The sequence below is a fragment of the Photobacterium atrarenae genome (assembly GCF_024380015.1).
Lineage (GTDB): Bacteria > Pseudomonadota > Gammaproteobacteria > Enterobacterales > Vibrionaceae > Photobacterium > Photobacterium atrarenae.
Window position 1 is genome coordinate 434,398 of sequence record NZ_CP101508.1, and the last position, 26,322, is coordinate 460,719.

A 26,322-nucleotide genomic window follows, 5' to 3' on the forward strand; every position below is an offset into this window, starting at 1 on the left:
GGCACTCTTGTTAGGCGGATTGTGGGGCGTTGCGGGTCAGGAACTTGCGGATCGGGGTCGGCAGGCCCAGCTCGGCGCAGGCGTCAAAAGGAAACCATTGCTGGTTGTCCGCTTGCTCGCCTAAGCGGTCGACGTGCCACACTTTGGCATCCAGCTTGTAATGGGTAAAGGTGTGCTTGAAACTGCCTTTGAGTTGGACATGCTCGCCGAGTTGCTCTGGCTCGAGGTGAATTTGCGGCAGGCACCAGAGTGCGCCCCAGATCCCGTTGTCAGCCCGTTTCTCCAGCAGCAATTTGCCGTTCGACTCAATCCACAGAAATTGTCCTGTCCGGGTCGGAATGGTTTTCTTCGGTTTCGGGGTCGGCAACTGATCGACCCGGTTGCTCTGATAGGCAATGCACTCGGGTTGAAAGCTGCAGTCATCGCAGGTCGGGTTCTTCGGCTTGCAGACGGTGGCGCCCATATCGAGCAATCCCTGGGCGAAGGCCCGGTTGCTCTGGTTCGGGGTATAGGTTTCGGCCAGGTGCCAGAGAGTTTTATCGACCTGGGTGGTGCCCGGTACCCCTTCGATGCCGAAAAAGCGGCAGAACAGGCGTTTGACGTTGCCGTCGACAATCGGGCCGTAGGTGTTGTAAGCAAAGGAGGCTATCGCCCCGGCGGTATAGCGGCCGACACCCGGGATCTTCAGCAGGGTCTCGACCTGATCCGGAAACTGACCGCCGCATTCTTCGGTGATGTACAGCGCGGCTTTGCGCAGGTTGCGGGCGCGGGAGTAATAGCCCAGCCCCTGCCAGTGGCTCATCACCTCATCTTCGGAGGCGGCAGCCAGGGCCTCAATGGTCGGGAAACTGGCCATCCAGCGCTCAAAGTAGGGGATCACGGTGGCGACCTGGGTTTGCTGAAGCATGATTTCAGACACCAGTACCCGGTACGGGGTCGGGTCCTGCTGCCAGGGAAGATCATGGCGGCCATGGGTCTGCTGCCAGGAAATGAGTCGTTGCTGAAAGTCTGTCGGGGTCAAAGGCGGGTGCATCATAAATATACTTCTTTGTATTGCTCACTTTACGGGCCGCCTGGGAGCGTGCCAAGATGGGATTGATGGGTATTTTTGCGGTTGATTGCACCATAATCTGACGGCAGTCGCAAACGATAGACTTGCACTCAGCGCGTATCTTTGGATAATGCCGACGCTTAGTTTTTATTCTTTTCTAGTTTAGGTAATACGATGAGCGAAGTTTCTAAAGCCTCTGGCGAAGTCACCCTGTCTGAATTTAACGAAGACGGTAAGCTAATCCGTAAAGTGCGCAGCTTCGTTCGTCGCGAAGGTCGCCTGACCAAAGGCCAGGAAGCGGCCCTGGATAACAACTGGCCGACCATGGGTATCGACTTTGCTCAGCAGATGCTGGACTGGAAGGAAGTCTTTCATCGTGAAGCGCCGGTGGTGCTGGAAATCGGTTTCGGTATGGGTGCGTCGCTGGTCGAAATGGCGAAAAACGCGCCGGAGAAAAACTTCATCGGGATTGAGGTTCATAGCCCGGGTGTCGGTGCCTGCCTGATGGGGGCGGAAGAAGCTGAGCTGACCAACCTGCGTGTGATGTGTCATGATGCGGTTGAAGTCTTTGATTACATGATCCCGGACGGCAGCCTGGACACGGTTCAACTGTTCTTCCCGGATCCATGGCACAAGGCGCGTCACCACAAGCGTCGTATTGTGCAGTCTGAATTTGTGGAAATGGTCCGTAAGAAGCTGAAAATTGGCGGTATCTTCCACATGGCGACTGACTGGGAAAACTACGCCGAGCACATGGTTGAAGTGATGAACGCTGCGCCGGGGTATGAGAATACCGCGACTGACGGCGATTACATCCCGCGTCCGGATGATCGTCCGCTGACTAAATTTGAAGCGCGTGGCCACCGCCTGGGTCATGGCGTCTGGGATATGAAGTTCGCCAGAACTGAATAAGTGCCAACGACAGGCCGGGTAGAAATGCCACCCGGCCACGATGAATCAGAAATTTAAAAAGCCAGCCTCGTGTTGGCTTTTTTATCCTTGGAGAACATGAATGAAGCCGACAGAAGCACTGCTGCATGACATTCTGGATGAAGTCCGTCCGTTAATTGGCCGGGGCAAGGTGGCGGATTATATTCCGGCGCTGGCCAATGTCCCGGCCGATAAGTTGGGGATTGCAGTTTGCTATAACGATGGCGAAATCATCCAGGCCGGTGACAGTGAAGAAGGCTTTTCGATTCAGTCGATCTCCAAGGTGCTGAGCCTGACTCTGGCGATGACCCTGTACGAGCCGCTGGAGATCTGGCAGCGGGTCGGTAAAGAGCCGTCCGGTCATGCGTTCAACTCGATGATCCAGCTCGAGCTGGAGAACGGCATTCCGCGCAATCCGTTTATCAATGCCGGCGCCCTGGTGGTGTCGGACTTACTGCACAGCCGCCTGTCAGCACCGCAGTACCGGATGCTGGAGCTGGTGCGCGAGCTGTCGGGCGACCCGCATGTGGTGTACGACAAAGAAGTTGCCAATTCGGAGATGCAGCACAGCGATCGCAATGCCTCAATTGCCTACCTGATGCGCTCATTTGGCAACTTCGATAACGAGGTGATGCCGGTGCTGACCAACTACTTCAGCTACTGCGCGTTGAAAATGAGCTGTGTCGATCTGGCCCGAACTTTCAGTTACCTGGCGAATAAAGGGCTTCCTTTAGGCGCAAAAAAATCGATCATCAGCCAGACTCAGAGTAAGCAGATCAATGCCCTGCTGGCGACTTGCGGCCTGTATGACGGTGCCGGTGAGTTTGCCTACCGGGTCGGGATGCCGGGTAAATCCGGGGTCGGTGGCGGGATCATTGCCGTGGTTCCGGGGGAAATGACCATTGCCGTCTGGTCGCCGGAGCTGGATCCGTCCGGCAACTCCCTGGCCGGAACAGCCGCGCTGGAACTGCTGGCGGAGCGGATCGGCCGCTCGATTTTCTAAGCAAAGCGATGAAGCGGGGCATCGCTTTTGATTGAAGGGGATGCCTATGTCAAATCGTGATCGGTGGGTTACGGCTGGTTTGATGGTGCCGAGAGGCATTATGCTGGCTTTGGGTTTAATCGCAGCGTGCGTACCTATTCAGGCGACAGCGCAACACCAGTCTCAGGTTCAAGCCCAAGTTCAAACCCAAGTAAAAGCTCAAGATCAAGCCGAGCCCTGCCAGCCGCAGTGGCTCAATTCGGTGAGCCTGCAGGACGGCACCTTAACCCTGGCGATGGCCGGGGAGCGTTTTAAGGTTGAGTCCGACGGCCAGCTCTACTACGACGTCCATAAAGTCCGGCTGACGGCCCTGCAGATGGGCGTGCTGGCTGACTACCACCAGTTCATGCGGCAAGAACTCCCCTATGTCTTGTCCCACTCGCAATTGGTTGACGAAGGGCTGTGCCGGCACTTGGTGATGCGCCGGGCCAAAGAGCAGGTGGTTCAGCGCCAGATCCCGGCCCTGAAGCACTGGCAGAGCGTCAGCCTACCACAGAGCGAACGATAAGCGCCTGATGCTCAGTGAGCATCAGGCGCTTTTTGTTATGGCGGGGATGGTCGTTTAATCTTCCTCGACAAACGCGGCCAGCAGATCGTTGAGGAATAGCTTACCGTGTTCGGTGATCTGCCATTCATCGCCCCGATCAGCCAGGTAGTTCTGGTCCAGCGCCCAAGTGATCGGCGTGTCAATCGCGCTGAGCGGTAAGCCGGTGCGCTCGACGAAGTGCTGTTTCGGGCAGGCTTCCAGCAGGCGAAAACGGTTCATAAAAAACTCAAACGGCCGCTCGCTGCCCGCGACCTGGGTTTGTTGATCCAGATAAGGTTTCTGCGGGTTGAGGTAGCCGCGCGGGTGCTTCACTTTCACCGTCCGGGTGATAGTGCCGTCAGCAAAGCTGATCTTGCCGTGGGCACCGCAGCCAATGCCTAAGTAATCGCCGAAGCGCCAGTAGTTGAGGTTATGGCGGCATTGCACACCGGGTTTGCTGTAGCCGGAGATCTCATACTGGACATAGCCAGCTTCACGCAGCAGCTGGTGGCCTTGCTCGAAAATATCCCACAGGTCGTCATCGTCCGGCAGCGTTGGCGGTTTGGAGTAGAACAGGGTGTTCGGCTCGATGGTCAGCTGGTACCAGGACAGGTGCGGCGGATCCAGCGCAATGGCTTGTTTGAGATCAGACAGTGCATCGTCAATTGACTGATCCGGCAACCCGTGCATCAGATCGAGGTTGAAGCTGCTGAGGCCTGCCTCTTGTGCCAGCCGGGCGGCGCGCACCGCTTCACTGCTGCCGTGGATCCGGCCCAGGCGCTTGAGCTTGTCGTCCTGGAAGCTCTGGATCCCGATCGAGATCCGGTTGACCCCGACCGCCCGGTAGGCCTTGAACCGATCGGCTTCTACAGTGCCCGGGTTGGCTTCCATGGTAATTTCAATCCCTTCGGCAAACGGGATCCGGGCCTCGATTTCGCGCAGCAGGCGACCAATCTCATCCGGGGAGATCAGGCTCGGGGTCCCGCCGCCAATAAAGATGGAGTGGAGCGGCCGGTCGCCGTTGTCCAGCCGGTAAGCAGCCAGATCGGTGTCCAGATCTTCAAGCAGTGCATCAATGTAGTCCAGCTCCGGGATGTCAGCTTTGAGCGCATGCGAGTTGAAATCGCAATACGGACATTTCTGCACGCACCAGGGAATGTGGACATACAGGCTCAGTGGAGGCGGGACTAGCATCAGGCGTCCTTCAGGGCGGCGAACAGTTGTTGCAGCGCCTTACCCCGATGCGACAGTTGCTTCTTGCGGGCAGGTGCCAGTTCGGCAGAGGCACACTGGTCTTCCGGCACCCAGAATACCGGATCATAGCCAAAGCCGTTTTCGCCGTGCGGCTCGGTCAGGATGCGACCTTCCCAGGTGCCGTGGCACACCAGTGGAGTCGGATCGTTCTCATGGCGCATCATGACCAGCACGCAGTGGAAGCGGGCGGTACGCTCGGCTTCCGGGACGCCTTCCATAGCTTTCAGCAGCTTGTTGAGGTTGTCCAGATCGGAAGCACCTTCACCGGCAAAGCGCGCGGAATAGATCCCCGGAGCGCCTTTGAGGAAGTCGACTTCCAGGCCCGAGTCGTCGGCAATGGCCGGCAAACCGGTTTCTTTGGCGGCATGACGAGCTTTGATAATGGCGTTTTCGATAAAGGTGGTGCCGGTTTCGGCCACCGAAGAGACCTGGTAGTCACTCTGGGCGACCACATCAAAACCGAAATCGGCCAGCAGGCTTGCCATCTCTTTTACTTTGCCCTGGTTTCCCGTGGCCAGTACTAGTTTGCTCATCGCTATCCTCGCAGCGGTCTGTATCGTCGTGGGGCGCTATGATAAACCCAATTGTCGCGAGTCACCAGCCTGCCGTCGGCGGGCAGCGGGGCGGGGGAGAAATGGAAGGAGCCGGCAGGCCCCTTAACCGGTTGTTAATCGACGAAGAAGGTCTGCTTGAAGGCTATCTGGCCGCTGTTGCCGCCCTGGAACACATCAATGGTGAAGGTGAAGCTTTCTTCATTGGCATGGCTGAGCTCGGCGATATAGTAAATCGCATCCCCTTCGCGGACTTCCCGGAACGAGAGGTTACGGATGCTCCCCAGCAGGTTTTTGGCCTGGCCGGATAAGGTTGCGGTAACCGCCGGTTTACCTTCCTGGGAGGCATCGAGCACGGTTACATTGACCACCGCCGAGTAGCGGCTGCGCTGGATCCGGTAGGCATTGGCGATTTCCGGGGTTAGGAAAGTTGAAGGAAAGCTTGAATAGTGGACTTCCAGATTACCGATATTGGTGACTTGCTCGGCCTGAGCCGGGAGGGCTGTCAGCAAGAGCAGAGCGAAGCTGAATAACCATTTCATTGTAATGTCTCCAAGAGGGTTTTGGGGCCTTAGGCAGCCCGATAGCATTATTGTCGGTCAGTTTTTGCGGATTCACCACATGAGATGTGGGGGCATGTCGTGACATGTGGCAAAGCGGTGCCAGTGTAGCGGATTTTTAAGTGATTGTTTTAACGTGATTTGAAAACAGAGGTGTTGGTCGGGGAATGAGGCCGGGAAGGGGCTCCCGGCCTGTGGATCAATGGAGCAGCGTTGCGATGGTCCCGGGAAGCTCACGCGGGGACTCGATGCGCACTTGTTTGTGGCGGCCCAGTTCTCCCTTTTCGATGACCACCTGACCTTTGGCGACCTTGAACTGTTTGGCCAGGTACTTGGTCAGGTGGGCATTGGCTTTCCCGTCTACCGGCGGGGCGGTGATGGCGACCTTTAATTCGTCGCCATGCAGGCCAACCAGCTGATCGCGGCTGGCCTTGGGCTGGATATAGAGCCGGAGGCGCAGATCCTCTCCGTCCCGGATCACCGCGGGCTGGCTCATAGCTGATGCCAGATCGGGCCGATCAGATCGCCCATCAGGAAGTTGGCAAACTGCAGGCCGATAAACAGCACCAGGACGCTGAGATCCAGGCCGCCCATCGCCGGGATGAAGCGGCGGATCGGCGCGGTCATCGGCTCGGTCAGCTGATGCATGACATATTCAACTGGGCTGCTGCCCTGGCTGACCCAGCTCAGGATCGCCCGTAGCAGCAGGACCCAGAACAGCAGGCCACCAGCGGCTTTGACCAGCGACAGCGCGCCAACCCAGAGAAAATCAGTGCTGAATGCCAGCGCGCCGCCGGTGAGGACCAGCTGCAGGGTAATGAACTTGGCAATGCTCAGGACATAGGCAAAGAGCAGGGTGGCCAGATCAAGCGAGCCAACTGAGGGGATCACCCGGCGCAGCGGCGCAACCACAGGTTGGGTAGCTTTGACGACAAACTGGGAGAACGGGTTGTAGAAGTCGGCCCGGGCCCACTGGAGCCAGATCCGTAGCAGGACGACCATGATATAGAGGTCAAACAGGGTGTTGACCAAAAAGCCAAGTGAATTCATAACGTAACCTTAAAATAATTTTTCCATCTCTTCAGCGCGGGCGACGGCTGCACGCATTGCTTTCGCTACGATATCACCAAGTTGATGTTCGTTAAACGTGCGCAGAGCTTCGGCCGTGGTTCCACCTTTTGAAGTGACCTGTTCGCGCAGGGTCGACAGCTCGGTTTCCGGGTTGGCGACGACCATGGCGGCGGCACCGGTGGCGGCTTGTTGCACGAGCTGGCGGGCGGTTTCCGGTGCAAATCCCTGGCGAATGGCTTCGGCTTGCATCGCTTCCATAAACAGGAAGAAATAGGCTGGGGCACTGCCCGCTGCTGCAATCACGCCGTTGATGCCGGACTCTTCGTCGACCCAGCAGACTTCGCCGACCGCTTTCATCAAATCTTCGGCAAATTGCTTGTCAGTTTGCGGCACTGTGGTCGGAGCATACATACCGCTCATCCCTTTGCCGAGCAGCGACGGGGTGTTTGGCATCACCCGTACCAGTTTCAGCTCGGCATTGAGCATGGCGTTAAAGCGCTGGGCGGAGATCCCGGCAGCAATCGAGATCACCAGCTTGTCGGCAAAGTTGATTGCCTGAAGCGGGCGGCAGACTTCCGCCATCAGCTGGGGTTTCACCGCCAGGACGATCACATCGGCTTGCTCGGCAGCCCGGAGGTTATCATCTGTGGTGTGAATCCCGTAATCACGGGCCAGCGGCTCCCGGCGGGCCGGGCTGGGGGCCGTGGCGGTGATTTTATCCGGTGCGTAGCCGCTTTGAACCAGGCCGGCGATAATTGAGCGGGCCATATTCCCTGCACCGATGAAGGCGATTGAACGTTGTTCCATGTCTAATCCTTAGTTAAATCCTGAATATTTACGCGTAATCACGCGCCCCGAAAATAGCGGTGCCGATCCGGACGATGGTACTGCCGGCGGCGATGGCCGCTTCCATATCACCACTCATTCCCATCGACAGGGTGTCGAGCTGCGGGTGTTTGGCTTGCAGTTTCTGCTGGGCGCCGGCCAGGGCGCGAAAAGCTGTAAGCTGGCTGTCGTAATCTTCTGCTTTTTGCGGGATCGACATTAACCCGCGCAGCACCAGGTTGGGAAGCCCGGCAATGGCATCGGCCAGGCTTTCCAGCTCGTCAAAGCTGATCCCTGATTTGCTGGCTTCGCCGCTGGTGTTGACCTGCAGTAAGATATTGAGCGGCGGCAGTTGAGCCGGGCGTTGCTCACTGAGGCGGCGGGCGATCTTGAGCCGATCAACAGAATGAACCCAGTCGAAATGCTCGGCAATCGGACGGGTTTTGTTGGACTGGATCGGGCCAATAAAATGCCAGCTCAGCTGCATTGCTTGCGGATGATCGGCAAAATGCTGAACTTTGTCGACGCCTTCCTGCACATAGTTTTCACCAAAAGCGAGCTGCCCTGCGGCGATGGCCTCGTCAATGGCTGCGATCGGCTTGGTCTTGCTGACGGCCAGCAATTGGACGGAATTTTCGAGCCGGCCGCATTTTTCGCAGGCCGCGGCTATCTCAGCCATGACCTGCTCAATGTTTTGTTTGATACTGCTCATAATTGATTCTGTAGGGAAAGTTAATGGATATCACTGAACTACTGGACTTTAGTGTAAAGCATAATGCCTCCGATCTGCACCTTTCTGCCGGGGTGGCGCCGATGATCCGGGTCGATGGCGATGTCAGAAAGCTCAGTCTGCCGGCACTGGAGCATGGGGAAGTGCACCGGTTGGTGTTTGATATTATGACCGACGCCCAGCGCCGGGAGTTTGAAGAGAAGCTGGAAGTGGATTTCTCGTTTGAGCTGCCGCAGGTCGGCCGTTTCCGGGTCAATGCTTTTCATCAGGCTCGCGGCTGCGCGGCGGTGTTCCGGACCATACCGGTCCAGGTACCGTCCCTGAGCTCGCTCAATGTGCCCGAGGTGTTCTACAACATCGCCCAGTGCCAGCGCGGTCTGGTGCTGGTGACCGGGGCGACCGGCTCGGGGAAGTCGACCACCATTGCAGCCCTGGTCGATTACATAAACGAGAACTTCAACCGCCATATCCTGACCATTGAAGATCCGGTCGAGTTTGTTCATCACGGCAAGCGCTGTTTGATCAACCAGCGCGAAGTGCATCGCGATACCCATAGCTTCCACCGGGCCTTGCGCTCGGCGCTGCGTGAAGACCCGGATGTGATTGTGGTTGGTGAGCTGCGCGATCAGGAAACCATCAGCCTGGCGCTGACGGCTGCTGAAACCGGTCACCTGGTGCTGGGCACCTTGCATACCAGCTCGGCGGCTAAAACCATTGATCGGATCATCGATGTGTTCCCGGGCAATGATAAAGCCATGGTGCGCTCGATGCTGTCGGAATCGTTGCGGGCGGTGGTCTCGCAACACCTGCTCAAATGTACCACCGGCGGTCGGGTTGCGACCCATGAAGTGATGATGGCCACCCCGGCGATCCGCAATTTGATCCGGGAAGATAAAGTGGCGCAGATGTACTCGATGATCCAGACCGGCTCGGCGCTGGGCATGCAAACCATGGAGCAGAGCGTCAGGATGCTGGTGGCCCAGGGCATCGTCGATGCTGAAGAGGGGCGGCGGATTGTCGATGGTAACTCGTGACAAACAGAGAGAGCAGGGTGACTGAACAGGAAAGGTAACATCATGACATTACAGCAGATCCTTGAAGAGATGGTGCGCTGCAAGGCCTCGGATCTCTATCTCACGGTGGACTCCCCCGGCTTGCTGCGGGTGGATGGTCATTTGCACCCGGTCGGCGAGGTGCTGGATCGCGGGGCGGTCGATCGTTTGTTTGCAGAAGCGATGGACAGCAATCAGCGCAGCGAGTTTGCGGCGACCAAGGAAGCCAATTTTGCCCTGGTGCGGGGGGAGCTGCGGTTTCGGATCAGTGCTTTTTGGCAGCGGGAAATGCCGGGGATGGTGATCCGCCGGATAGAAACCGAAATCCCGGATCTACATGCGCTCAACCTGCCGATGGATATGCAGAAGATGGCTCTGGCCAAGCGGGGACTGGTGCTGGTGGTCGGGGCGACCGGCTCGGGTAAGTCGACCACCATGGCGGCGCTGACCGGCTATCGCAATCACAACCGCAGCGGCCATATTCTGACGGTGGAAGATCCGATTGAGTTCGTGCACAAGCATCATCGCTGTATCATCACTCAACGTGAAGTCGGGCTGGATACCGAAAGCTACGATGTGGCACTGAAAAACTCGTTGCGCCAGGCGCCGGATATGATCCTGATTGGCGAGATCCGGACTCCGGAGACCATGGAGTACGCGATGAACTTTGCCGAAACCGGTCACTTGTGCATGGCAACCCTGCATGCCAACAATGCCAATCAGGCGCTGGAGCGGATCCTGCATCTGGTGCCGAAAGAGCGGCGCGAGCAGTTCCTGTTTGATCTGTCGCTCAACCTTAAATGTATTCTGGCCCAGCAGTTGATCCCGGATGCTAATGGGGTCGGCCGGCATGGTGCGTTTGAGCTGCTGCTCAATACACCGCGGATCGCCGATCTGATCCGTCGCGGCGAGCTGCATGAGGTTAAAGAAGCGATGGCGAAATCGACCGATTCAGGCATGATGACCTTTGATCAGTCGCTGTACGAGTTGTTCAGTCAGGGCAAAATTACTGAGCAGGATGCGCTGCACCATGCCGACTCGGCCAACGATTTACGCCTGATGATCAAAGTCGGCAGCAAGACCCAGCAGGCGAAAAATGCCCTCGATGGCGTGACCATTGATATGCGTTAATACGCTTCGACATGATGATCCTACGCATAGATAAAAGCTTTTGGGTTGTGATGATCCAAAAGCTCTTTTTGCTGAACGGTATATTCAAGTAACTGATAAAGAAGAGTTTATCCTGAGCTGGTGATCCAGGTGTACAGCTTGGGAAGCTTTTGGGTTCCAGAAGTCCAAAAGCTGTACAGGCGGATCAGGCCCCGGATCAGCTGGGAGCGCCGGATCAAGTTGCGAGTGCTTCTGAGGCGCGGGATCTTTTTGCTGCAATTTGAGGGAAAAGCTGTACGCGGGACAGAAGGGGGGCAGAGGCGAGCGCTTGGCCTGGATGGTGATGGCTCTGCGCTCGTTGCTGAAAAGTCGGGGGATGTTACAAATCAGCCGTATTGCTGTTCAAACCAGCTTTCGAGGATCACCACGGCGGATTGGGAATCGATGTTGCCTTTGCTCAGGTTGCGGTAGCCGCCCCGGTCGAATAAATCGGCCCGGGCTTCTGCAGTACTGAGGCGCTCATCATGCAGTTCCACCGGGCAGCCGAAACGGCCGTGCAGGCGGTTGGCAAATTTCTTGGCCCGCGGGGTAATCGCTTCGAGTTCGCCGCCATGGAGATCCAGCGGCAGGCCGACTACTACCAGATCCGGCTGCCATTCCTTCAACAGTTTTTCGATCGCCTCCCAGCTCGGGATGCCATCTTTGGCCTTGAGGGCGGCCAGCGGGTTTGCGGTGCCGGTCAGCTCCTGGCCGATGGCGACGCCAATACTTTTTGTTCCGTAATCAAATGCTAATACGCTGCGAGAATAACTCATGCATGTCCTGCTTGTGTTGAAAGGTGTGCGGCATTGATACCGAGTTGGGCAACGGCCTTGCCCCAGCGCTCACTGATCGGGGTATTAAACACTACCTCCGGATCGGCTTCGGTAGTCAGCCAGGTATTCTCGGCCAGCTCCTGCTCCAGCTGTCCGGCATTCCAGCCGGCATAGCCGAGGGCGACCAGGAATTTTTCTGGTGCCTTGCTGGTGCCCAGCAGGGCCAGGATATCTTTTGATGTGGTGACGGACAGCTGCTCGGTAATGTCAATGCTGGAGCTGAAGTCCTCATCTTGCTGGTGCAGGTGCAGCACAAAGCCCCGATCGCCGGACACCGGACCACCGTTAAATACAGGCTGCTCCAGGCTGGCTGGGTTTTTCAGCGGCAGATCGCGCTCAACGTCAATTTGATCCAACATGTTGCCGACGGAAATGTCGATCGGTAGGTTGATCACCAGTCCCATCGCCCCTTCGTCGTTATGCTCGCAGATATAGACGACGCTCCCCTTGAAGTTCGGATCCTGCATGCTGGGCATGGCGACCAGGAAATGATTCGTCAGATTCATGAGTGTGCCCTTACAACCTATCCTGTTACTTACAGTATGCCGACAATTTGCCGGAAATGGTATTGCTTGCAAAAAGTTCAGCGAATGGTCTTTCTGACCGTCGCCGGGACTGCCGGAGCTGGCTGACCAGGTCCGGCAATGTGGGCGTTTTAGGCCTTGATCAGGCGCTCGACCGCATCCATCAGCTTGCCGGTGATCGAAATATCAAAGGCGGCTTCAATTTCGCGGATACAGGTTGGGCTAGTGACGTTAATTTCGGTGAGCTTGTCACCAATTACATCCAGGCCGACGAAGATCAGGCCCTTTTCTTTCAGTACCGGTGCAACGGCTTCGGCGATCTGGCGATCGGTTTCGCTGATCGGCCGGGCTTCCCCGCGGCCACCGGCAGCCAGGTTGCCGCGGGTTTCCCCTTTGGCCGGGATCCGGGCCAGGCAATAAGGCATAGGTTCACCGTCGACGATCAGGATCCGCTTGTCGCCGTTGGTGATATCCGGGACGAACGTTTGTGCCATGCAGTAATGCTGGCCGTGGTTAGTCAGGGTTTCGATGATCACCGAGACGTTTGGATCGCCCTGCATTACACGGAAGATCGAAGAGCCACCCATACCATCCAGCGGCTTGAGGATCACATCGCCATGCTCTTGCTGGAAGGCTTTAATTTTCTCTGCGCTGCGGGTGACCACTGTGGTTGGGGTCAGCTCCGGGAACCAGGCGGTGAATAGTTTTTCGTTACAGTCACGCAGGCTCTGCGGCTTGTTCACAATCAGGGCGCCTTCCTGCTCGGCACGCTCGAGGATATAGGTGGCGTAGATGTATTCGGTATCAAACGGCGGATCCTTGCGCATCAGGACAGCGTCCAGATCGGCCAGGGCAATTTCTTGCTCGCTGTGGAATTCATACCAGCCGTTTGGATCTTCTTTCAGGCTCACCGTGCGGGTGCGGGCAACGGCTTTGCCTTGCTCCAGTGACAGGTCGTTCATTTCCATGTAATGAATTTCCCAACCACGGCGCTGCGCTTCCAGCAACATGGCGAAGCTGGAGTCTTTCTTGATATTGATGGACGCGATTGGATCCATCACGATACCCAGTTTGATCATAGGTTTCTCCTAAATTTGTTTTCCCGAGGGTTAGCCGAGATCGCCGAAGCGAACCTGAAGGGCGGTGATAGCCGTCATCGCCGTGGTTTCGGTGCGCAGTACACGCGGTCCGAGTAGGATTTCACTAAATTGATATTGTTCGGTCATGGCAATTTCTTCGCCGGACAGACCGCCTTCCGGGCCGATCAGCAGGCGAACTTTGGTGATCGGTGCCGGCAGGGTGTTGATGCTGTAGTTGGCGCGCGGATGCAGGTTCAGTTTCAGGCCATCGTATTCTTCCGCACACCAGTCTTCCAGCTTCATGATCGGGCGGATTTCCGGTACGCGATTGCGGCCGCATTGCTCACAGGCACTGATGGCGATTTTCTGCCACTGTGCCAGCTTCTTTTCAAAGCGCTCGGCATTGAGCTTGACGCCGCACCGCTCGGAGATCAGCGGGGTGATGGTGTTGACCCCCAGCTCGACCGATTTCTGGATGGTAAATTCCATCTTCTCACCACGCGAGACGACCTGGCCTAAATGAATATCCAGCGGCGACTCGACACTGTGCTCATGGCGGCCCTGGATTTCAACTTCAACGCTTTTCTTGCTGGCGTTGGTGATCATCGCCGGAAACTCGGCATCGCTGCCGTCAAACAGCATCAGTTCCTGACCGGACTGCATGCGCATGACACGGCCGACATGGTTGGCGGCATCGTCGCTGAGCAGGATGGTGCCTTGTGCCGGCAGCGGCTCAGGATGAAAAATACGGGGAATTCTCATGGCTATTTTAATAACCTGCTTGGGTTTTTGATTGGCTGCATTATATCAATACAGAGCTGATAGACACTACATGGTTGCCGCAAGGGGGAAATACAAGGCAGGGGGGATAATTTTGTCCGGCAGCGACAAGGCTGCCGGACTTTGACGGTAGGTTAACGCCCTTGTGCCTGGCAGGCCTGTAGCACATACGGGTTGTGGTTGCGCTGCACTTTGGCGATCCGGCGGTCGCGTTCACATTCCCAGTCCGAGACCGGGTGCTGGCGATCCCAGGCTTCCATCAGCTGGCGCTGCTGGCGGGAGAGACGGAACGGATAGGTATCGCTCATATAGAGATAGATCCGGGCAATGGGGCCACGGGCAGCGACGGGCGGATCGGCCCGGCGGGCTTTGAAATCGACTTTCATCGCGCACTGACCGTAATAGGCGCCCTGCTGATGGCTCCACGGCATAAAGCTGAAATTGGAGCGGTCGCCGTTCACCTCACCGATCGTCGGGGTCAAATTGTGCAAATCAGCTTCCATGGTTCTAAAGGCGGCGTTTTTACGGCAGTTCTTTCGACCGCCGTCCTGCCAGCACTGGAGCTGGTGGCCGAATTGCCAGGCCGGAACCACGTGCTCCCACTCAATCCGGCTGGCCCGTTTGGGCTGTTTTCGGATCTGGTAGCCGCAGCTTTGCAGATCCGGGATCCCTTTTCTGCCTTGCCAGGTGATGGCGCAGCCACAGTAGAAGCTGACCGGGTGATCCTGATAGATTTGAACGGCAATTTTTTTCGCTTTGCTGAACGAGGCTGGCGGGGCTGCCAGAGCGACGGCGGGCGTGAGCAAGGCAAACAGAAAAACCTTGAGTGCAGACTTCATAAATAGCCTTATCAATAGTAATTATTTGATAAGACTATCACCTATCTTGCTTTTTAGAAGCATTTCACATTGGTGGGGTGTCATCGGTGAGCCGGTGACACAACGGTGAGAGCTCGCTCAGGCCTGCTCGAGCGGCTGCTGGCAGGTACGGCAGTGGTAGATCGCCTGTTGGCGCCGGATTTTATTATGTCGCCGGATGGTGAGCTGGTGCTCCTGGCACTGGCAGCGATAGCGGAACGTTTGGCCCTGCACGGAGCGGGTATCAAAACTGTGGGTGGTTCGTGCCGGAATGCCGAAGACCTCGGTCATCATCGCTTGCCACTCTTTGCCGTGGGGACGTACTTTGCCGAAGCGGTGAAAGGTGATGAGGTGGGCGACTTCGTGCGGCACCACTTCATCGAGAAACGCCTGCGGATTTTCTGCCAGTAACACCGGGTTGAAGCGAACTTCCCAGCTTTGCAGCCGGGCGCTGCCGGCGATTTTTCCCCGTTGCCTGAAACTGACTACCGGCAGGGGGAGGGTGATGTTTAACTGCTGGTTTGCCCGGGCGATACACTGTGCAACGCGGGCTTTAATTTGAGACTGAAGCTGGGACTGAAGCTGGGACTGAAGCTGGGACTGAAGCGATGTCATGGCAAAAACTGGGTTGCAGGTAGAGGGAGCAGTATAAAAGGCGTGGCAACAAAAAAGGAAGCCGAAGCTTCCTTTTAGATGGCATATACGTTCTGGTGCGAAGACTTACTTCAGGTTGGCGAAGTCACGCAGCAGATCGGCTTTGTCGGTTTTTTCCCAAGGGAACTCTTCGCGACCGAAGTGACCGTAAGCCGCTGTCTTCTGGTAGATTGGTTGTAGCAGATCCAGCATTTCAATCAGGCCGTACGGGCGCAGGTCAAAGTGCTGACGTACCGCTTCTACAATCACGTCGTGAGCAACTTTTTCCGTGCCGAAAGTCTCGACCATGATAGATGTCGGATCAGCAACACCAATGGCGTAAGACAGCTGAATTTCACAGCGATCAGCCAGGCCGGCAGCAACGATGTTTTTCGCCACATAACGTGCCGCATACGCTGCACTACGGTCAACTTTTGATGGATCTTTACCCGAGAAAGCACCGCCACCGTGACGCGCAGCACCGCCGTAGGTGTCAACGATGATCTTACGACCGGTCAGGCCACAGTCACCCATTGGGCCGCCAATCACAAAACGACCGGTCGGGTTGATGAAGTATTTGGTCTCTTTGCTCAGCCACTCGCTTGGCAGAACCGGTTTGATGATCTCTTCCATCACCGCTTCTTGCAGCACAGGCAGCTCGATGCTGTCACAGTGTTGGGTTGACAGCACAACGGCGTCGATACCGACAATTTTGCCCTGATCATAGGCAAAGGTGACCTGGCTTTTTGCATCCGGACGCAACCATGGCAGGGTGCCGTTTTTACGGATTTTCGCCTGGCGCTCAACCAGGCGGTGCGCATAAGTCACTGGTGCCGGCATCAGCACGTCAGTTTCGTTGGTCGCGTAGCCGAACATAATGCCCTGGTCGCCGGCACCCAGCTCGCGCGGATCTTCACGGTCAACACCTTGGTTGATGTCCGGCGACTGTTTACCAATTGCGCTCAGTACCGCACAAGAGTTGGCATCAAAGCCCATGTCAGAGTGTACATAGCCGATTTCACGAACAGTGTTACGGGTGATCTCTTCGATATCGACCCAGGCTGAGGTGGTAATTTCACCACCGACCATCACCATACCGGTTTTAACATAGGTCTCACACGCAACTCGTGCTTTCGGGTCTTGTTCCAGGATTGCATCCAACACGGCATCAGAGATTTGATCAGCAATTTTATCCGGATGTCCTTCTGATACAGACTCAGAAGTGAACAGGTGCTTTGACATGTGTACACTCACTTAAATATGACTTGTCGATGGAAAATGAGGGGGCTCTAGTGAAAAAGCATTCATCAATGATGCATATAGATGTCCGTGTTGATGGATAGAGCTACCTCCGTCTAGACGTCTATAATACCTGCAACTCGTTTTAAATCAATACCGCAGTTTTTGTGGAAATAGTTGAACGGCGCAAGCAATCGTTTACGCTTCAGGGGCTTAGTGCCTTAAATATCACCCCAGCTCAGAGCAGGTGCTTGATCAGGATGATTTTTTACGGGAAATCGTTTGCAGAGGCAGGGCAGACTTTGCGACAATGCTCACCCGCCGATTTCAGATGCAACCCCTGCATCTATTGCTGGACAGATACCACAATAATTATTGTCGATGAACTTCTGGAGCAGACATGCCTTCTCGTAAAGATCTTGCTAATGCAATCCGTGCCCTGAGCATGGACGGTGTCCAACAAGCCAACTCCGGTCACCCGGGTGCCCCGATGGGGATGGCTGACATTGCCGAAGTCCTGTGGCGCGACCACATGAACCACAACCCGCAGAACCCGGACTGGGCTGACCGTGACCGCTTCGTGCTGTCCAACGGCCACGGCTCGATGCTGATCTACTCACTACTGCACCTGACCGGCTACGCGCTGCCGATCGAAGAGCTGAAGAACTTCCGTCAGCTGCACTCGAAAACCCCGGGCCACCCGGAGTACGGCTACGCGCCGGGCATCGAAACCACCACCGGCCCGCTGGGCCAGGGCATCACCAATGCGGTGGGGATGGCGATTGCTGAAAAAGCAATGGCGGATCAGTTCAACCGTGACGGTCACGACATCGTCGATCACTTCACCTATGCCTTTATGGGCGACGGCTGCCTGATGGAAGGGATCTCACACGAAGCTTGTTCTCTGGCCGGCACCCTGGGCCTGGGCAAACTGATCGCGTTCTGGGATGACAACGGCATCTCCATCGACGGTGACGTGGAAGGCTGGTTCACCGACGACACCGCCAAGCGTTTCGAAGCCTACGGCTGGCACGTGATCCCGGCGGTTGACGGCCACGATCCGGAAGCGATCAACGCAGCCATCGAAGCGGCGAAAGCAGAAAGCGGCAAACCAACCCTGATCTGCACCAAGACCATCATCGGCTTCGGCTCTCCGAACAAAGCCGGCTCGCACGACTGTCACGGCGCGCCACTGGGCCACGACGAAATCGCTGCGGCACGTGAATTCCTGGGCTGGAACCACGGTCCGTTTGAAATCCCGGCTGACATTGCTGCCGAGTGGGATGCCAAAGAAGCCGGCGCTGCTAAAGAAGCGGCCTGGAACGAGAAGCTGGCTGCGTACGAAGCCGCCTACCCTGAGCTGGCGGCCGAGTTCAAACGCCGCGTGAACGGTGAGCTGCCGGCGGAGTGGGAAGCGCAAGCAAGCCAGATCATTGCCGATCTGCAAGCCAACCCGGCCAACATCGCCTCGCGTAAAGCGTCACAAAATGCGCTGGAAGCGTTCGGTAAGCTGCTGCCGGAATTCATGGGCGGCTCGGCTGACCTGGCGCCATCGAACCTGACCATGTGGTCCGGCTCCAAATCCCTGACCGCGGATGACGCGTCCGGCAACTACATCCACTACGGTGTCCGTGAGTTCGGCATGACCGCGATCATCAACGGTATCGCCCTGCACGGCGGTTTCGTCCCTTACGGCGCAACCTTCCTGATGTTCATGGAATACGCCCGTAACGCAATGCGCATGGCAGCCCTGATGAAAGTGCAGAACATTCAGGTGTACACCCACGACTCCATCGGTCTGGGCGAAGACGGCCCGACGCACCAGCCGGTTGAGCAAATCGCCTCGCTGCGTCTGACCCCGAATATGAGCACCTGGCGTCCGTGTGATCAGGTCGAGTCTGCCGTTGCCTGGAAACTGGCGATTGAGCGCAAAGACGGCCCGACTTCGCTGATCTTCTCGCGCCAGAACCTGGCTCAGCAGGACCGCACTGAAGCGCAGGTCGCTGACATCGCCAAGGGGGGTTACATCCTCAAAGATAGCGACGGCAAACCGGAGCTGATCCTGATCGCCACCGGCTCTGAAGTCGAGCTGGCGGTGAAAGCTGCCGACGAACTGACGGCTGCCGGCAAGCAGGTTCGCGTGGTCTCCATGCCATCGACCGACGCCTTCGACAAGCAAGATGCCGCTTACCGTGAAGCGGTACTGCCATCCGATGTAACCGCGCGTATCGCGATTGAAGCCGGCATCGCCGACTTCTGGTACAAGTACGTCGGCTTTGACGGCCGCATCATCGGCATGACCACTTTCGGTGAATCTGCACCGGCCGGTCAGCTGTTCGAGATGTTCGGCTTCACCACTGAAAATGTGGTGAACACCGCCAAAGAGCAGCTGGCATAAGTGACGGTTTGATTTATTTTAGCAAGTAAAATAAAGGCCTCCGGACGGAGGCCTTTTTTATACGAAATGGGATCTCAATCACAATGTCACTGGGCTGAAAAGCCTGTCATGACGCTGAAATTGGATAGCTAATTATTTGTTTTACATTGGGATTACTGGCCGGGTGACCGTGTTCACATTTATCGTGATTCTCATTCTGGCTTGGTATACACTAACCCAGCTTATCAATTTTGTAGCACGGATATGACACTAAAAGTCGCAATCAATGGATTTGGCCGTATCGGACGCAGCGTGCTTCGCGCCCTGTATGAGAGCGGTAAACATCATCAGATCAAAGTCGTGGCAGTGAACGAGTTGGCCGAGCCGGAAGCGATGGCCCACTTGTTACAGTATGACACCAGCCATGGCCGTTTTCGCAAGCCTGTCACCCATGATCAGGAGCACCTGTTTATTGCCCACGAAAATGGCGAACAGGACAACATCCGGATCCTGCATCAGTCCGACATCCACCTGTTGCCGTGGCAGGATCTCGAAGTCGATATCGTGCTTGATTGTACCGGGGTTTATGGTTCGCGAGAGGACGGCGAAGCGCACTTGAAAGCCGGGGCGCAAAAAGTTCTGTTTTCTCACCCGGCCGGCAACGACATCGATCACACCATTATTTATGGCGTGAACCACCAATCGCTCCGCCCGCACCATAAAATTGTCTCCAACGGCTCCTGTACTACCAACTGTATTGTTCCTGTGATCAAAGTGCTGGATGAAACGTTCGGCATCGAGTCCGGCACCATCACCACGATTCATTCTGCGATGAATGACCAGCAAGTCATTGATGCGTACCACAACGACCTGCGTCGTACCCGCGCTGCCAGCCAATCCATTATTCCGGTCGATACCAAACTTCACCTGGGGATTGGTCGAATCTTTCCGAAATTTTCTGACAAATTTGAAGCAATCTCTGTGCGTGTGCCCACAATTAATGTCACGGCGATGGATTTAAGTGTCACCGTGAAAACAAACGTGAAAGTTAATGACGTAAATCAATCACTGGCAGACGCGTCTCGTTGTACATTAGACGGTATTGTTGACTATACCGAAGCGCCCCTGGTGTCGATTGACTTTAATCACGATCCGCACAGTGCCATTGTCGACGGCACCCAGACCCGGGTCAGTAACCAGCATTTAATCAAACTCCTGGTCTGGTGTGATAACGAATGGGGATTTGCCAACCGGATGCTGGACACCGCGCTGGCAATGCAGGCAGCTGATGCGCAGCCTGAAACAACCGAGTAGTAAGAATGAACAGGCCGGGCAATGATGCCGGGCCGGTAAAACTTTGACTTTAAATTAATCAATGTTGAGAGGACAAACCATGTCTGTAATCAAGATGACTGATCTGGACCTTGCAGGTAAACGCGTATTTATCCGTGCTGACCTGAACGTGCCAGTGAAAGACGGCAAAGTAACTTCTGATGCACGTATTCTGGCATCGCTGCCTACCATCAAGCACTGCCTGGAAGCGGGTGCGAAAGTCATGGTGACATCTCACCTGGGCCGCCCGACAGAAGGTGAGTACGCGGAAGAGTTCTCTCTGCAGCCTGTTGTGAACTACCTCAACGACGCGCTCGATTGCGACGTGAAACTGGCGAAAGATTACCTGGACGGGATTGAATTGAACGCCGGTGAGCTGGTGGTTCTGGAAAATGTTCGCTTCAACAAAGGCGAGAAGAAGAACGAAGAAGCACTGTCGAAGCAATACGCGGCGCTGTGTGACGTCTTCGTGATGGATGCATTCGGGACTGCGCACCGTGCTCAGGCATCGACGCACGGTGTCGGCATGTTCGCCCCGATTGCGTGTGCCGGTCCGCTGCTGGCCAATGAGCTGGACGCCCTGGGTAAAGCGATGGACAAACCTGCACGTCCAATGGTAGCGATTGTGGGTGGTTCTAAAGTGTCAACCAAGCTGACAGTGCTGGAGTCGCTGTCTAAAGTGGCTGATCAGCTGGTGGTTGGTGGTGGTATCGCCAACACCTTCATCGCAGCCGCTGGCCACAACGTGGGTAAATCGCTGTACGAAGCGGATCTGGTCGACACCGCGAAGAAATTGATGGAAGAGTGTGCGATTCCGGTTGCCACGGACGTTGCCTGTGCCAAAGCATTTGACGAGAACGCAGAAGCGGAAATCAAACACGTTTCTGAAGTTCAGGACGATGACATGATCTTCGACCTGGGCCCTGAGTCAACCGAAGCGCTGGCGAAAATCCTGAAAGATGCCAAAACCATCCTGTGGAACGGCCCGGTTGGCGTATTCGAGTTCAAGAACTTTGAAGCCGGTACCAAAGGCATTTCTGAAGCGATTGCCGGGTCTGAAGGCTTCTCTGTTGCCGGTGGCGGCGACACCCTGGCAGCCATCGACAAATTTGGCATCAAAGCGGATGTTTCTTACATCTCAACCGGCGGCGGCGCATTCCTGGAATTCGTAGAAGGTAAGCAACTGCCAGCCGTTGCGATGCTGGAAGAGCGTGCTAAAGCTTAATTCAATGGTGCGGGAGCCGGGTGGCTCCCGCACTGAATTGTTTGTTCATCAGGCTGCAATTTTGTAGAATACCGGCCTGAAGCAAACGATTGCAAAGATTTCTATTTCAAACAGACAACAAGGCAAATAGGACTATTGTTATGTCTAAGATCTTCGATTTCGTAAAACCTGGTGTGATTTCTGGCGACGACGTACAGAAAGTATTTGAAGTTGCAAAAGAAAAGCAATTTGCACTGCCAGCGGTGAACGTGGTTAACACTGACTCAATCAACGCTGTTCTGGAAGCGGCTGCGAAAGTGAAAGCACCAGTTGTGATTCAGTTTTCAAACGGCGGTGCTGGTTTCTTCGCTGGTAAAGGACTGAAACTAGAAGGTCAGGAAGCACAAATTAAAGGTGCGGTTGCCGGTGCAAAATATGTTCACGCCATTGCTGAGTCTTACGGCGTGCCTGTGATCCTGCACACTGACCACGCGGCGAAGAAACTGCTGCCTTGGATCGACGGTCTGCTGGATGCCGGTGAAGAGTTCTTCGCCCAAACAGGTAAGCCACTGTTTTCTTCTCACATGATCGACCTGTCTGAAGAGTCTCTGGAAGAAAACATCGAGATCTGTGCCAAGTACCTTGAGCGCATGGCGAAGATGAACATGACGCTGGAAATCGAACTGGGTTGTACTGGTGGTGAAGAAGACGGCGTTGATAACACCGATATGGATCAGTCTGAGCTGTACACGTCTCCGGAAGATGTTGCATACGCTTACGAAAAACTGAATGCAATCAGCCACCGTTTCACCATCGCAGCTTCGTTCGGTAACGTACACGGTGTTTACAAGCCAGGTAACGTTGTGCTGACGCCGACGATTCTGCGTGACTCTCAGGCTTACTGTGCTGAGAAATTCGGTATCGCATCGAACGCACTGAACTTCGTTTTCCACGGTGGCTCTGGCTCATCTCTGGAAGAGATCCGCGAATCTATCTCTTACGGTGTGATCAAAATGAACATCGACACCGATACTCAGTGGGCAACTTGGGACGGTATCCGCCAGTACGAAGCTGAAAACCACGATTACCTGCAGGGTCAAATCGGTAACCCAACCGGTGAAGATGCGCCAAACAAGAAGTATTACGACCCACGCGTATGGCTGCGTGCCGGTCAGGCATCGATGGTGAAGCGTCTGGAACAAGCGTTCTCTGATCTGAACGCGATTGACGTCCTGTAAGACCAGGTTCTTTCTCTGTCGTAAAGTGAAGCCCGCAGTTGCGGGCTTTTTTATACCTGCGAGCAGGACGGGATACTGATAGAAGTGTGATCTTTGTCAAATTTTTATTGGTGTTTTTTGTGCCCAAAGGTATTATCGCGTGCAACGAGGCTAATGAAGGATTCATCCAATACCACGAATCGCTGTTATAGTGGTCATTGCATAAGTCATTCCTTTGAGCACGGCTTAATTTTAACTATGCTTCCACGACGTGTGTTATCACGGTGGGGGATCACGTAAAAATCAATTAGCAGAGTAAGATACGTATGAGTGAAAGCGTTGCAAATACTGTCGTTGATACAATTAAGGACAACGAGCTAACCAACGGTGTGCTGAACGCCGGTACATGGATTGCGGATAATCAGGAATTGCTGATTCAATATGGGGTGAACCTTCTGTCAGCCCTGTTAATCCTGTTTATTGGTAACATTATTACCAAGATGATCGCCAATGGCGTAGCGAAAATGCTGCGTAAGAAGCAAATGGATGATGCAGTGGTTGAGTTCCTGCACTCCCTGGTGCGCTACCTGCTGTTTGTGATTGTGCTGATTGCTGCACTTGGCCGTATTGGCGTTCAAACAGCGTCTGTGGTCGCGGTCATCGGTGCCGCCGGTTTAGCCGTCGGTCTGGCACTGCAAGGTTCACTGTCTAACTTTGCTGCCGGGGTGCTGATTGTTGCCTTCCGTCCGTTTAAGTCGGGTGACTATGTCGAAGTGGGTGGTGTAGCCGGCTCGGTTGAATCCATCCAGGTATTCTCGACGGTACTGAAAACACCGGACAACAAGATGGTCGTGGTGCCGAATGCTTCGGTGATTGGCGGTCCGATTACCAACTACTCCCGTCATCAAACCCGCCGGATTGATTATGTGATTGGAGTGTCTTACAAGGCGGACCTGAAGAAAACCAAAGCGGTGCTGGAGCGTGTTGTTGCTGCAGAAGGGCGTGTCCTGAAAGATCCTGAGCCAACGATTGGCGTCGTGGCACTGGCCGACTCTTCGGTGAACTTTGTCGTGCGCCCTTGGGTGAACACGGCTGATTACTGGGGGGTGTACTTTGATCTGCTGCAGGCGATCAAAGAAGAGCTGGATAAAGAAGGGATTGAAATTCCATTCCCGCAAATGGATGTTCATCTGAACAAGGTCGAATCATAAGATTTTGCCGGAACAAGAAAAAATATCCCCAATAAGAATGGAGCCACGACGGCTCCATTTTTTATGCTTTGTTTTTCACTCCGGTAGCCTTTGTTAACCCGGGAGCCGGATCACCGGGTTGGGGAGGACCGTCAGCAGGGCGTCGAGATCGGCGCTGGCAAAGGCGAAGGTATACTCCGGTTTCCCTGGGGTATACATCAGCTCCGGGTGCTGATAAAGCACCGGATCAACCAGTAAAGTGATGCTCTCGGCGAGGCCAAACGGGCAGACTGCGCCGGGTGTGCAGCCAATCGCTTCGATCATCTCCTCATGGCTGCAGACCGAGACCCGTTTGCCCAGCGCCTGCTTCACCTGCTTGCTGTCCAACCGGCTGTTTTTATGGGTCAGCAGCAGACTGTGGCCACCGCCTTTGAGCTTCAGAAACAGGCTTTTGGTCGGTGCGGCCGTCCAGCCCAGTGCCTCGGCCAGTTTGGCATCCGTTTCATAATCTAAGATTGGCTCGTGTTGCCAGGACTGGTATCCCACGCCAGTTTGCTGAAACAGGCTCAGATTGTTCTGATAAATGATGTTTTGTCTATCCGATGACATAGTCGCTCCACAGTTGTTGCGCAAGATGGCTGGCGATATAGAACATCATCGCGGCGACCGCAAAGTCAATCCCTCTTTTCACCCTGGGCTTCGACAGCGTCGGTCCCAGTTTGGCGGCGCCAATCGAGATAGTATAGAACCAGACGAAAGAGGCCAGGATGGTCCCGATGGCAAAGGCAATGCGATCGTGACCGTCAAACTGGCCACCGATTGATCCTAGGATCACTACGGTATCCAGGTACATATGCGGGTTGAGGACAGTGACGGCCAGCGCGCCGAGGATCACGGCCCGGCGACCGCGGGCCAGTTTTTGCGCTGAGGCCTCTTTGGTATCGGCTGGACGCAGGGCGCTGCTCAGTGACAACGCACCATAGAACAGCAGAAACAGAATACCGCCGATGGTCACGCCGGTCAGCAGGGTTTCGTTGCTGGAGATCAGCGCGCCGCCGCCGAAGATGCCCAGGCTGATAAAGAGGGCATCGAGCAGGCTGCAGGTGGTCGCCGTGGTCAGATGGTGATTGCGTTTGATCCCCTGATTCAGCACAAAGGCATTTTGTGCCCCAATCGGAATGATCATGCTAGCTCCTAGTCCAAACCCTTGTAATAACACCCAGATACTCATCACTGCTGTGGTTCCTTTGATTGAATTGGTGGTGGTCTGATTTGGCGTCAGCTTACGCTTCAGGGTAGGATTAAGTACAACTAATAAATTTTATATAACATTAGATAGTCTAATGAAGGCGGATCACGTAGATGAGAGGACTGGATTATCGCTGGATCGAAGCATTGGATGCGGTGATTTCCCAACGGGGATTTGAGCGGGCGGCCGAGTATTTGTGTATTACCCAGTCGGCCGTCTCGCAGCGGATCAAGCAGCTGGAGAAGCTGATGGCCCAGCCGATGCTGGTGCGTGAGCAGCCACCCCGGCCGACTCCGGCCGGGCAGAAAATGCTGGGGCTGTACCGTCGGGTTCGCTTGCTGGAGCAGGAATTGTTGCCGGCACTGGTGACTGATGCTGATGATCAGCCGATGTCGGTGGCCATTGCCACCAATGCTGACAGCCTGGCGACCTGGCTGTTGCCGGCACTGAGCCCGCTGTTGAAGTCCCGGCGGATTGAGCTGAACCTGCTGGTGGAGGATGAAGCCCGAACCCTGGATAAACTGCGCAGTGGCGAGGTGGTTGGGGCGATCAGCATGGAAAGTCGGCCGCTGCCGGGCTGTGTGGCGGAATATCTGGGTCGGGTTGATTATCTGTGCGTCGCTAGCCCGACATTTGTCCGGCAGTATTTTTCTGCCGGAGTGACCCGGGATGCCTTGTTGGCGGCGCCCGGGGTGACGTTTGATCCCCATGATGATATGCATGAGCAGTTTGTGCACCAGCATTTCAATCTGCCGCCGGGAAGTGTGATGAAGCATACGGTGCGCTCGTCTGAAGCCTTTGTGCGCCTGGCCCTGGAGGGGATTGCATTCTGTTTGATCCCTCGGGTGCAGATCGAACCCGAGTTGGCCCAGGGATCGTTGGTCAATGTTACCCCGGAGATCATGCTCAGCCGCCGGATGTACTGGCATCACTGGGCGCTGGAAAGCGGAGTACTGTCAGAGCTGACTGAGGATTTGACACGCTTTGCCCGCCAGATCCTGCCGCAGTAGGCAGTGCAGGTGGCTGAGATCATCAAATTGAAAACGGTGTACAAAATTTTATGC

Annotated in this window: 28 protein-coding genes; 11 read left to right on the top strand and 17 right to left on the bottom strand. The window is 55.5% G+C overall.

Translation table 11 applies throughout. The features are described from left to right. Window positions 1-10: 10 nt before the first annotated feature. On the bottom strand, window positions 11-1,036 hold the full coding sequence (mutY, locus tag NNL38_RS02165) for an A/G-specific adenine glycosylase (protein ID WP_255389390.1): 1,026 nt from the start codon (window positions 1,034-1,036) through the stop codon (window positions 11-13). A 189-nt stretch (window positions 1,037-1,225) separates the two neighbouring features. On the opposite strand from mutY, the gene trmB reads away from it, so the two are divergent. The 3 genes from trmB (at window position 1,226) to NNL38_RS02180 (ending at window position 3,531) form a co-directional block, all read left to right on the top strand. Beyond that, window positions 1,226-1,963: a tRNA (guanosine(46)-N7)-methyltransferase TrmB gene (gene trmB / locus NNL38_RS02170; protein WP_255389392.1), complete on the top strand. Its 738-nt coding sequence runs from the start codon at window positions 1,226-1,228 to the stop codon at window positions 1,961-1,963. Between the two features lie 100 nt (window positions 1,964-2,063). After that, window positions 2,064-2,984, top strand: coding sequence for a glutaminase B (gene glsB / locus NNL38_RS02175; protein WP_255389394.1), 921 nt, complete (start codon window positions 2,064-2,066; stop codon window positions 2,982-2,984). A gap of 46 nt (window positions 2,985-3,030) precedes the next feature. Then, entirely contained in the window at window positions 3,031-3,531 is a 501-nt protein-coding gene (locus NNL38_RS02180; protein WP_255389395.1) for a YggN family protein, read from the top strand. A gap of 54 nt (window positions 3,532-3,585) precedes the next feature. Here the strand turns inward: NNL38_RS02180 and hemW are convergent, their stop codons facing one another. The 7 genes from hemW to NNL38_RS02215 all read right to left on the bottom strand — a co-directional run bounded on the left by hemW (window position 3,586) and on the right by NNL38_RS02215 (window position 8,522). Beyond that, entirely contained in the window at window positions 3,586-4,743 is a 1,158-nt protein-coding gene (hemW, locus tag NNL38_RS02185; RefSeq protein WP_255389397.1) for a radical SAM family heme chaperone HemW, read from the bottom strand. Then, on the bottom strand, window positions 4,743-5,336 hold the full coding sequence (locus tag NNL38_RS02190; protein ID WP_255389399.1) for an XTP/dITP diphosphatase: 594 nt from the start codon (window positions 5,334-5,336) through the stop codon (window positions 4,743-4,745). Before NNL38_RS02190 ends, hemW begins: the two co-directional genes overlap by 1 nt. A 134-nt stretch (window positions 5,337-5,470) precedes the next feature. Next, on the bottom strand, window positions 5,471-5,896 hold the full coding sequence (locus NNL38_RS02195; protein ID WP_255389401.1) for a DUF4426 domain-containing protein: 426 nt from the start codon (window positions 5,894-5,896) through the stop codon (window positions 5,471-5,473). Between the two features lie 217 nt (window positions 5,897-6,113). Next, window positions 6,114-6,410 carry a DUF167 family protein YggU gene (yggU, locus tag NNL38_RS02200; RefSeq protein ID WP_255389402.1) on the bottom strand — a complete coding sequence of 99 codons (297 nt, stop codon included), beginning with the start codon at window positions 6,408-6,410 and terminating at the stop codon, window positions 6,114-6,116. Further along, window positions 6,407-6,964 carry a YggT family protein gene (locus NNL38_RS02205; protein WP_255389403.1) on the bottom strand — a complete coding sequence of 186 codons (558 nt, stop codon included), beginning with the start codon at window positions 6,962-6,964 and terminating at the stop codon, window positions 6,407-6,409. Before NNL38_RS02205 ends, yggU begins: the two co-directional genes overlap by 4 nt. 9 nt (window positions 6,965-6,973) lie before the next feature. Next, on the bottom strand, window positions 6,974-7,792 hold the full coding sequence (proC, locus tag NNL38_RS02210) for a pyrroline-5-carboxylate reductase (RefSeq protein WP_255389405.1): 819 nt from the start codon (window positions 7,790-7,792) through the stop codon (window positions 6,974-6,976). Between the two features lie 28 nt (window positions 7,793-7,820). After that, on the bottom strand, window positions 7,821-8,522 hold the full coding sequence (locus NNL38_RS02215) for a YggS family pyridoxal phosphate-dependent enzyme (protein ID WP_255389407.1): 702 nt from the start codon (window positions 8,520-8,522) through the stop codon (window positions 7,821-7,823). A gap of 23 nt (window positions 8,523-8,545) precedes the next feature. Here NNL38_RS02215 and NNL38_RS02220 point away from each other — a divergent pair, with 23 nt between their 5' ends. Continuing rightward, window positions 8,546-9,574 carry a type IV pilus twitching motility protein PilT gene (locus tag NNL38_RS02220; RefSeq protein ID WP_255389408.1) on the top strand — a complete coding sequence of 343 codons (1,029 nt, stop codon included), beginning with the start codon at window positions 8,546-8,548 and terminating at the stop codon, window positions 9,572-9,574. A 42-nt stretch (window positions 9,575-9,616) separates the two neighbouring features. Continuing rightward, window positions 9,617-10,723 (top strand): PilT/PilU family type 4a pilus ATPase, encoded by a 1,107-nt coding sequence (locus tag NNL38_RS02225; protein ID WP_255389410.1) that lies wholly within the window; start codon window positions 9,617-9,619, stop codon window positions 10,721-10,723. A 365-nt stretch (window positions 10,724-11,088) separates the two neighbouring features. Here the strand turns inward: NNL38_RS02225 and ruvX are convergent, their stop codons facing one another. The 7 genes from ruvX to metK form a co-directional block, all read right to left on the bottom strand. Then, window positions 11,089-11,517 carry a Holliday junction resolvase RuvX gene (ruvX, locus tag NNL38_RS02230; protein ID WP_255389412.1) on the bottom strand — a complete coding sequence of 143 codons (429 nt, stop codon included), beginning with the start codon at window positions 11,515-11,517 and terminating at the stop codon, window positions 11,089-11,091. Beyond that, complete coding sequence (locus NNL38_RS02235; RefSeq protein WP_255389414.1) at window positions 11,514-12,083, bottom strand: YqgE/AlgH family protein; 570 nt, start codon at window positions 12,081-12,083, stop codon at window positions 11,514-11,516. Before NNL38_RS02235 ends, ruvX begins: the two co-directional genes overlap by 4 nt. A gap of 149 nt (window positions 12,084-12,232) precedes the next feature. After that, complete coding sequence (gene gshB / locus NNL38_RS02240) at window positions 12,233-13,180, bottom strand: glutathione synthase (protein ID WP_255389415.1); 948 nt, start codon at window positions 13,178-13,180, stop codon at window positions 12,233-12,235. Between the two features lie 30 nt (window positions 13,181-13,210). Next, the gene (rsmE, locus tag NNL38_RS02245; protein ID WP_255389416.1) at window positions 13,211-13,942 is read right to left on the bottom strand and encodes a 16S rRNA (uracil(1498)-N(3))-methyltransferase; all 732 of its coding nucleotides are present in this window, start codon (window positions 13,940-13,942) and stop codon (window positions 13,211-13,213) included. Between the two features lie 152 nt (window positions 13,943-14,094). Continuing rightward, a complete protein-coding gene (gene endA / locus NNL38_RS02250) occupies window positions 14,095-14,799 on the bottom strand; it encodes a deoxyribonuclease I (RefSeq protein ID WP_255389417.1) in 705 nt (234 codons plus the stop codon). A 117-nt stretch (window positions 14,800-14,916) separates the two neighbouring features. Then, window positions 14,917-15,432, bottom strand: coding sequence for a SprT family zinc-dependent metalloprotease (locus NNL38_RS02255; protein WP_255389418.1), 516 nt, complete (start codon window positions 15,430-15,432; stop codon window positions 14,917-14,919). A gap of 105 nt (window positions 15,433-15,537) precedes the next feature. Beyond that, on the bottom strand, window positions 15,538-16,692 hold the full coding sequence (gene metK / locus NNL38_RS02260; RefSeq protein ID WP_255389419.1) for a methionine adenosyltransferase: 1,155 nt from the start codon (window positions 16,690-16,692) through the stop codon (window positions 15,538-15,540). Window positions 16,693-17,089: 397 nt separating this feature from the next. Between metK and tkt the strand changes: the two genes are divergently transcribed. From tkt to mscS, 5 genes are all read left to right on the top strand, one after another. Then, window positions 17,090-19,087, top strand: coding sequence for a transketolase (gene tkt / locus NNL38_RS02265; protein ID WP_255389420.1), 1,998 nt, complete (start codon window positions 17,090-17,092; stop codon window positions 19,085-19,087). 243 nt (window positions 19,088-19,330) lie between these two features. Next, on the top strand, window positions 19,331-20,380 hold the full coding sequence (epd, locus tag NNL38_RS02270) for an erythrose-4-phosphate dehydrogenase (protein ID WP_255389421.1): 1,050 nt from the start codon (window positions 19,331-19,333) through the stop codon (window positions 20,378-20,380). Window positions 20,381-20,459: 79 nt separating this feature from the next. Then, a complete protein-coding gene (locus tag NNL38_RS02275; protein ID WP_255389422.1) occupies window positions 20,460-21,623 on the top strand; it encodes a phosphoglycerate kinase in 1,164 nt (387 codons plus the stop codon). 140 nt (window positions 21,624-21,763) lie between these two features. After that, entirely contained in the window at window positions 21,764-22,840 is a 1,077-nt protein-coding gene (gene fbaA, locus NNL38_RS02280) for a class II fructose-bisphosphate aldolase (protein WP_255389424.1), read from the top strand. Between the two features lie 305 nt (window positions 22,841-23,145). Next, window positions 23,146-24,030, top strand: coding sequence for a small-conductance mechanosensitive channel MscS (mscS, locus tag NNL38_RS02285; protein WP_255389425.1), 885 nt, complete (start codon window positions 23,146-23,148; stop codon window positions 24,028-24,030). Window positions 24,031-24,123: 93 nt separating this feature from the next. On the opposite strand, the gene NNL38_RS02290 is transcribed toward mscS, so the two are convergent. Beyond that, window positions 24,124-24,618, bottom strand: coding sequence for a YbaK/EbsC family protein (locus NNL38_RS02290; RefSeq protein WP_255389426.1), 495 nt, complete (start codon window positions 24,616-24,618; stop codon window positions 24,124-24,126). Beyond that, window positions 24,605-25,240 carry a LysE/ArgO family amino acid transporter gene (locus NNL38_RS02295; protein ID WP_255390540.1) on the bottom strand — a complete coding sequence of 212 codons (636 nt, stop codon included), beginning with the start codon at window positions 25,238-25,240 and terminating at the stop codon, window positions 24,605-24,607. The genes NNL38_RS02290 and NNL38_RS02295 overlap by 14 nt, the downstream gene beginning before the upstream one ends. A 131-nt stretch (window positions 25,241-25,371) precedes the next feature. Here NNL38_RS02295 and NNL38_RS02300 point away from each other — a divergent pair, with 131 nt between their 5' ends. Further along, window positions 25,372-26,268, top strand: a complete 897-nt coding sequence (locus NNL38_RS02300) for a LysR family transcriptional regulator ArgP (protein ID WP_255389427.1) — start codon at window positions 25,372-25,374, stop codon at window positions 26,266-26,268. Window positions 26,269-26,322 lie beyond the last annotated feature (54 nt).

Excerpts from the sequence above, each read along its gene's own strand:
- proC (WP_255389405.1), bottom strand. The coding sequence starts at position 7,792 with ATGGAACAACGTTCAATCGCCTTCATCGGTGCAGGGAATATGGCCCGC.
- trmB (WP_255389392.1), top strand. The coding sequence starts at position 1,226 with ATGAGCGAAGTTTCTAAAGCCTCTGGCGAAGTCACCCTGTCTGAATTT.
- NNL38_RS02225 (WP_255389410.1), top strand. The coding sequence starts at position 9,617 with ATGACATTACAGCAGATCCTTGAAGAGATGGTGCGCTGCAAGGCCTCG.
- NNL38_RS02220 (WP_255389408.1), top strand. The coding sequence starts at position 8,546 with ATGGATATCACTGAACTACTGGACTTTAGTGTAAAGCATAATGCCTCC.
- epd (WP_255389421.1), top strand. The coding sequence starts at position 19,331 with ATGACACTAAAAGTCGCAATCAATGGATTTGGCCGTATCGGACGCAGC.
- NNL38_RS02255 (WP_255389418.1), bottom strand. The coding sequence starts at position 15,432 with ATGACATCGCTTCAGTCCCAGCTTCAGTCCCAGCTTCAGTCCCAGCTT.
- NNL38_RS02195 (WP_255389401.1), bottom strand. The coding sequence starts at position 5,896 with ATGAAATGGTTATTCAGCTTCGCTCTGCTCTTGCTGACAGCCCTCCCG.
- NNL38_RS02290 (WP_255389426.1), bottom strand. The coding sequence starts at position 24,618 with ATGTCATCGGATAGACAAAACATCATTTATCAGAACAATCTGAGCCTG.
- tkt (WP_255389420.1), top strand. The coding sequence starts at position 17,090 with ATGCCTTCTCGTAAAGATCTTGCTAATGCAATCCGTGCCCTGAGCATG.
- glsB (WP_255389394.1), top strand. The coding sequence starts at position 2,064 with ATGAAGCCGACAGAAGCACTGCTGCATGACATTCTGGATGAAGTCCGT.
- NNL38_RS02180 (WP_255389395.1), top strand. The coding sequence starts at position 3,031 with ATGTCAAATCGTGATCGGTGGGTTACGGCTGGTTTGATGGTGCCGAGA.
- hemW (WP_255389397.1), bottom strand. The coding sequence starts at position 4,743 with ATGCTAGTCCCGCCTCCACTGAGCCTGTATGTCCACATTCCCTGGTGC.
- NNL38_RS02190 (WP_255389399.1), bottom strand. The coding sequence starts at position 5,336 with ATGAGCAAACTAGTACTGGCCACGGGAAACCAGGGCAAAGTAAAAGAG.
- NNL38_RS02295 (WP_255390540.1), bottom strand. The coding sequence starts at position 25,240 with ATGAGTATCTGGGTGTTATTACAAGGGTTTGGACTAGGAGCTAGCATG.
- mscS (WP_255389425.1), top strand. The coding sequence starts at position 23,146 with ATGAGTGAAAGCGTTGCAAATACTGTCGTTGATACAATTAAGGACAAC.
- fbaA (WP_255389424.1), top strand. The coding sequence starts at position 21,764 with ATGTCTAAGATCTTCGATTTCGTAAAACCTGGTGTGATTTCTGGCGAC.
- NNL38_RS02205 (WP_255389403.1), bottom strand. The coding sequence starts at position 6,964 with ATGAATTCACTTGGCTTTTTGGTCAACACCCTGTTTGACCTCTATATC.
- gshB (WP_255389415.1), bottom strand. The coding sequence starts at position 13,180 with ATGATCAAACTGGGTATCGTGATGGATCCAATCGCGTCCATCAATATC.
- yggU (WP_255389402.1), bottom strand. The coding sequence starts at position 6,410 with ATGAGCCAGCCCGCGGTGATCCGGGACGGAGAGGATCTGCGCCTCCGG.
- NNL38_RS02235 (WP_255389414.1), bottom strand. The coding sequence starts at position 12,083 with ATGAATCTGACGAATCATTTCCTGGTCGCCATGCCCAGCATGCAGGAT.
- NNL38_RS02275 (WP_255389422.1), top strand. The coding sequence starts at position 20,460 with ATGTCTGTAATCAAGATGACTGATCTGGACCTTGCAGGTAAACGCGTA.
- metK (WP_255389419.1), bottom strand. The coding sequence starts at position 16,692 with ATGTCAAAGCACCTGTTCACTTCTGAGTCTGTATCAGAAGGACATCCG.
- ruvX (WP_255389412.1), bottom strand. The coding sequence starts at position 11,517 with ATGAGTTATTCTCGCAGCGTATTAGCATTTGATTACGGAACAAAAAGT.
- mutY (WP_255389390.1), bottom strand. The coding sequence starts at position 1,036 with ATGATGCACCCGCCTTTGACCCCGACAGACTTTCAGCAACGACTCATT.
- NNL38_RS02300 (WP_255389427.1), top strand. The coding sequence starts at position 25,372 with ATGAGAGGACTGGATTATCGCTGGATCGAAGCATTGGATGCGGTGATT.
- rsmE (WP_255389416.1), bottom strand. The coding sequence starts at position 13,942 with ATGAGAATTCCCCGTATTTTTCATCCTGAGCCGCTGCCGGCACAAGGC.
- endA (WP_255389417.1), bottom strand. The coding sequence starts at position 14,799 with ATGAAGTCTGCACTCAAGGTTTTTCTGTTTGCCTTGCTCACGCCCGCC.
- NNL38_RS02215 (WP_255389407.1), bottom strand. The coding sequence starts at position 8,522 with ATGAGCAGTATCAAACAAAACATTGAGCAGGTCATGGCTGAGATAGCC.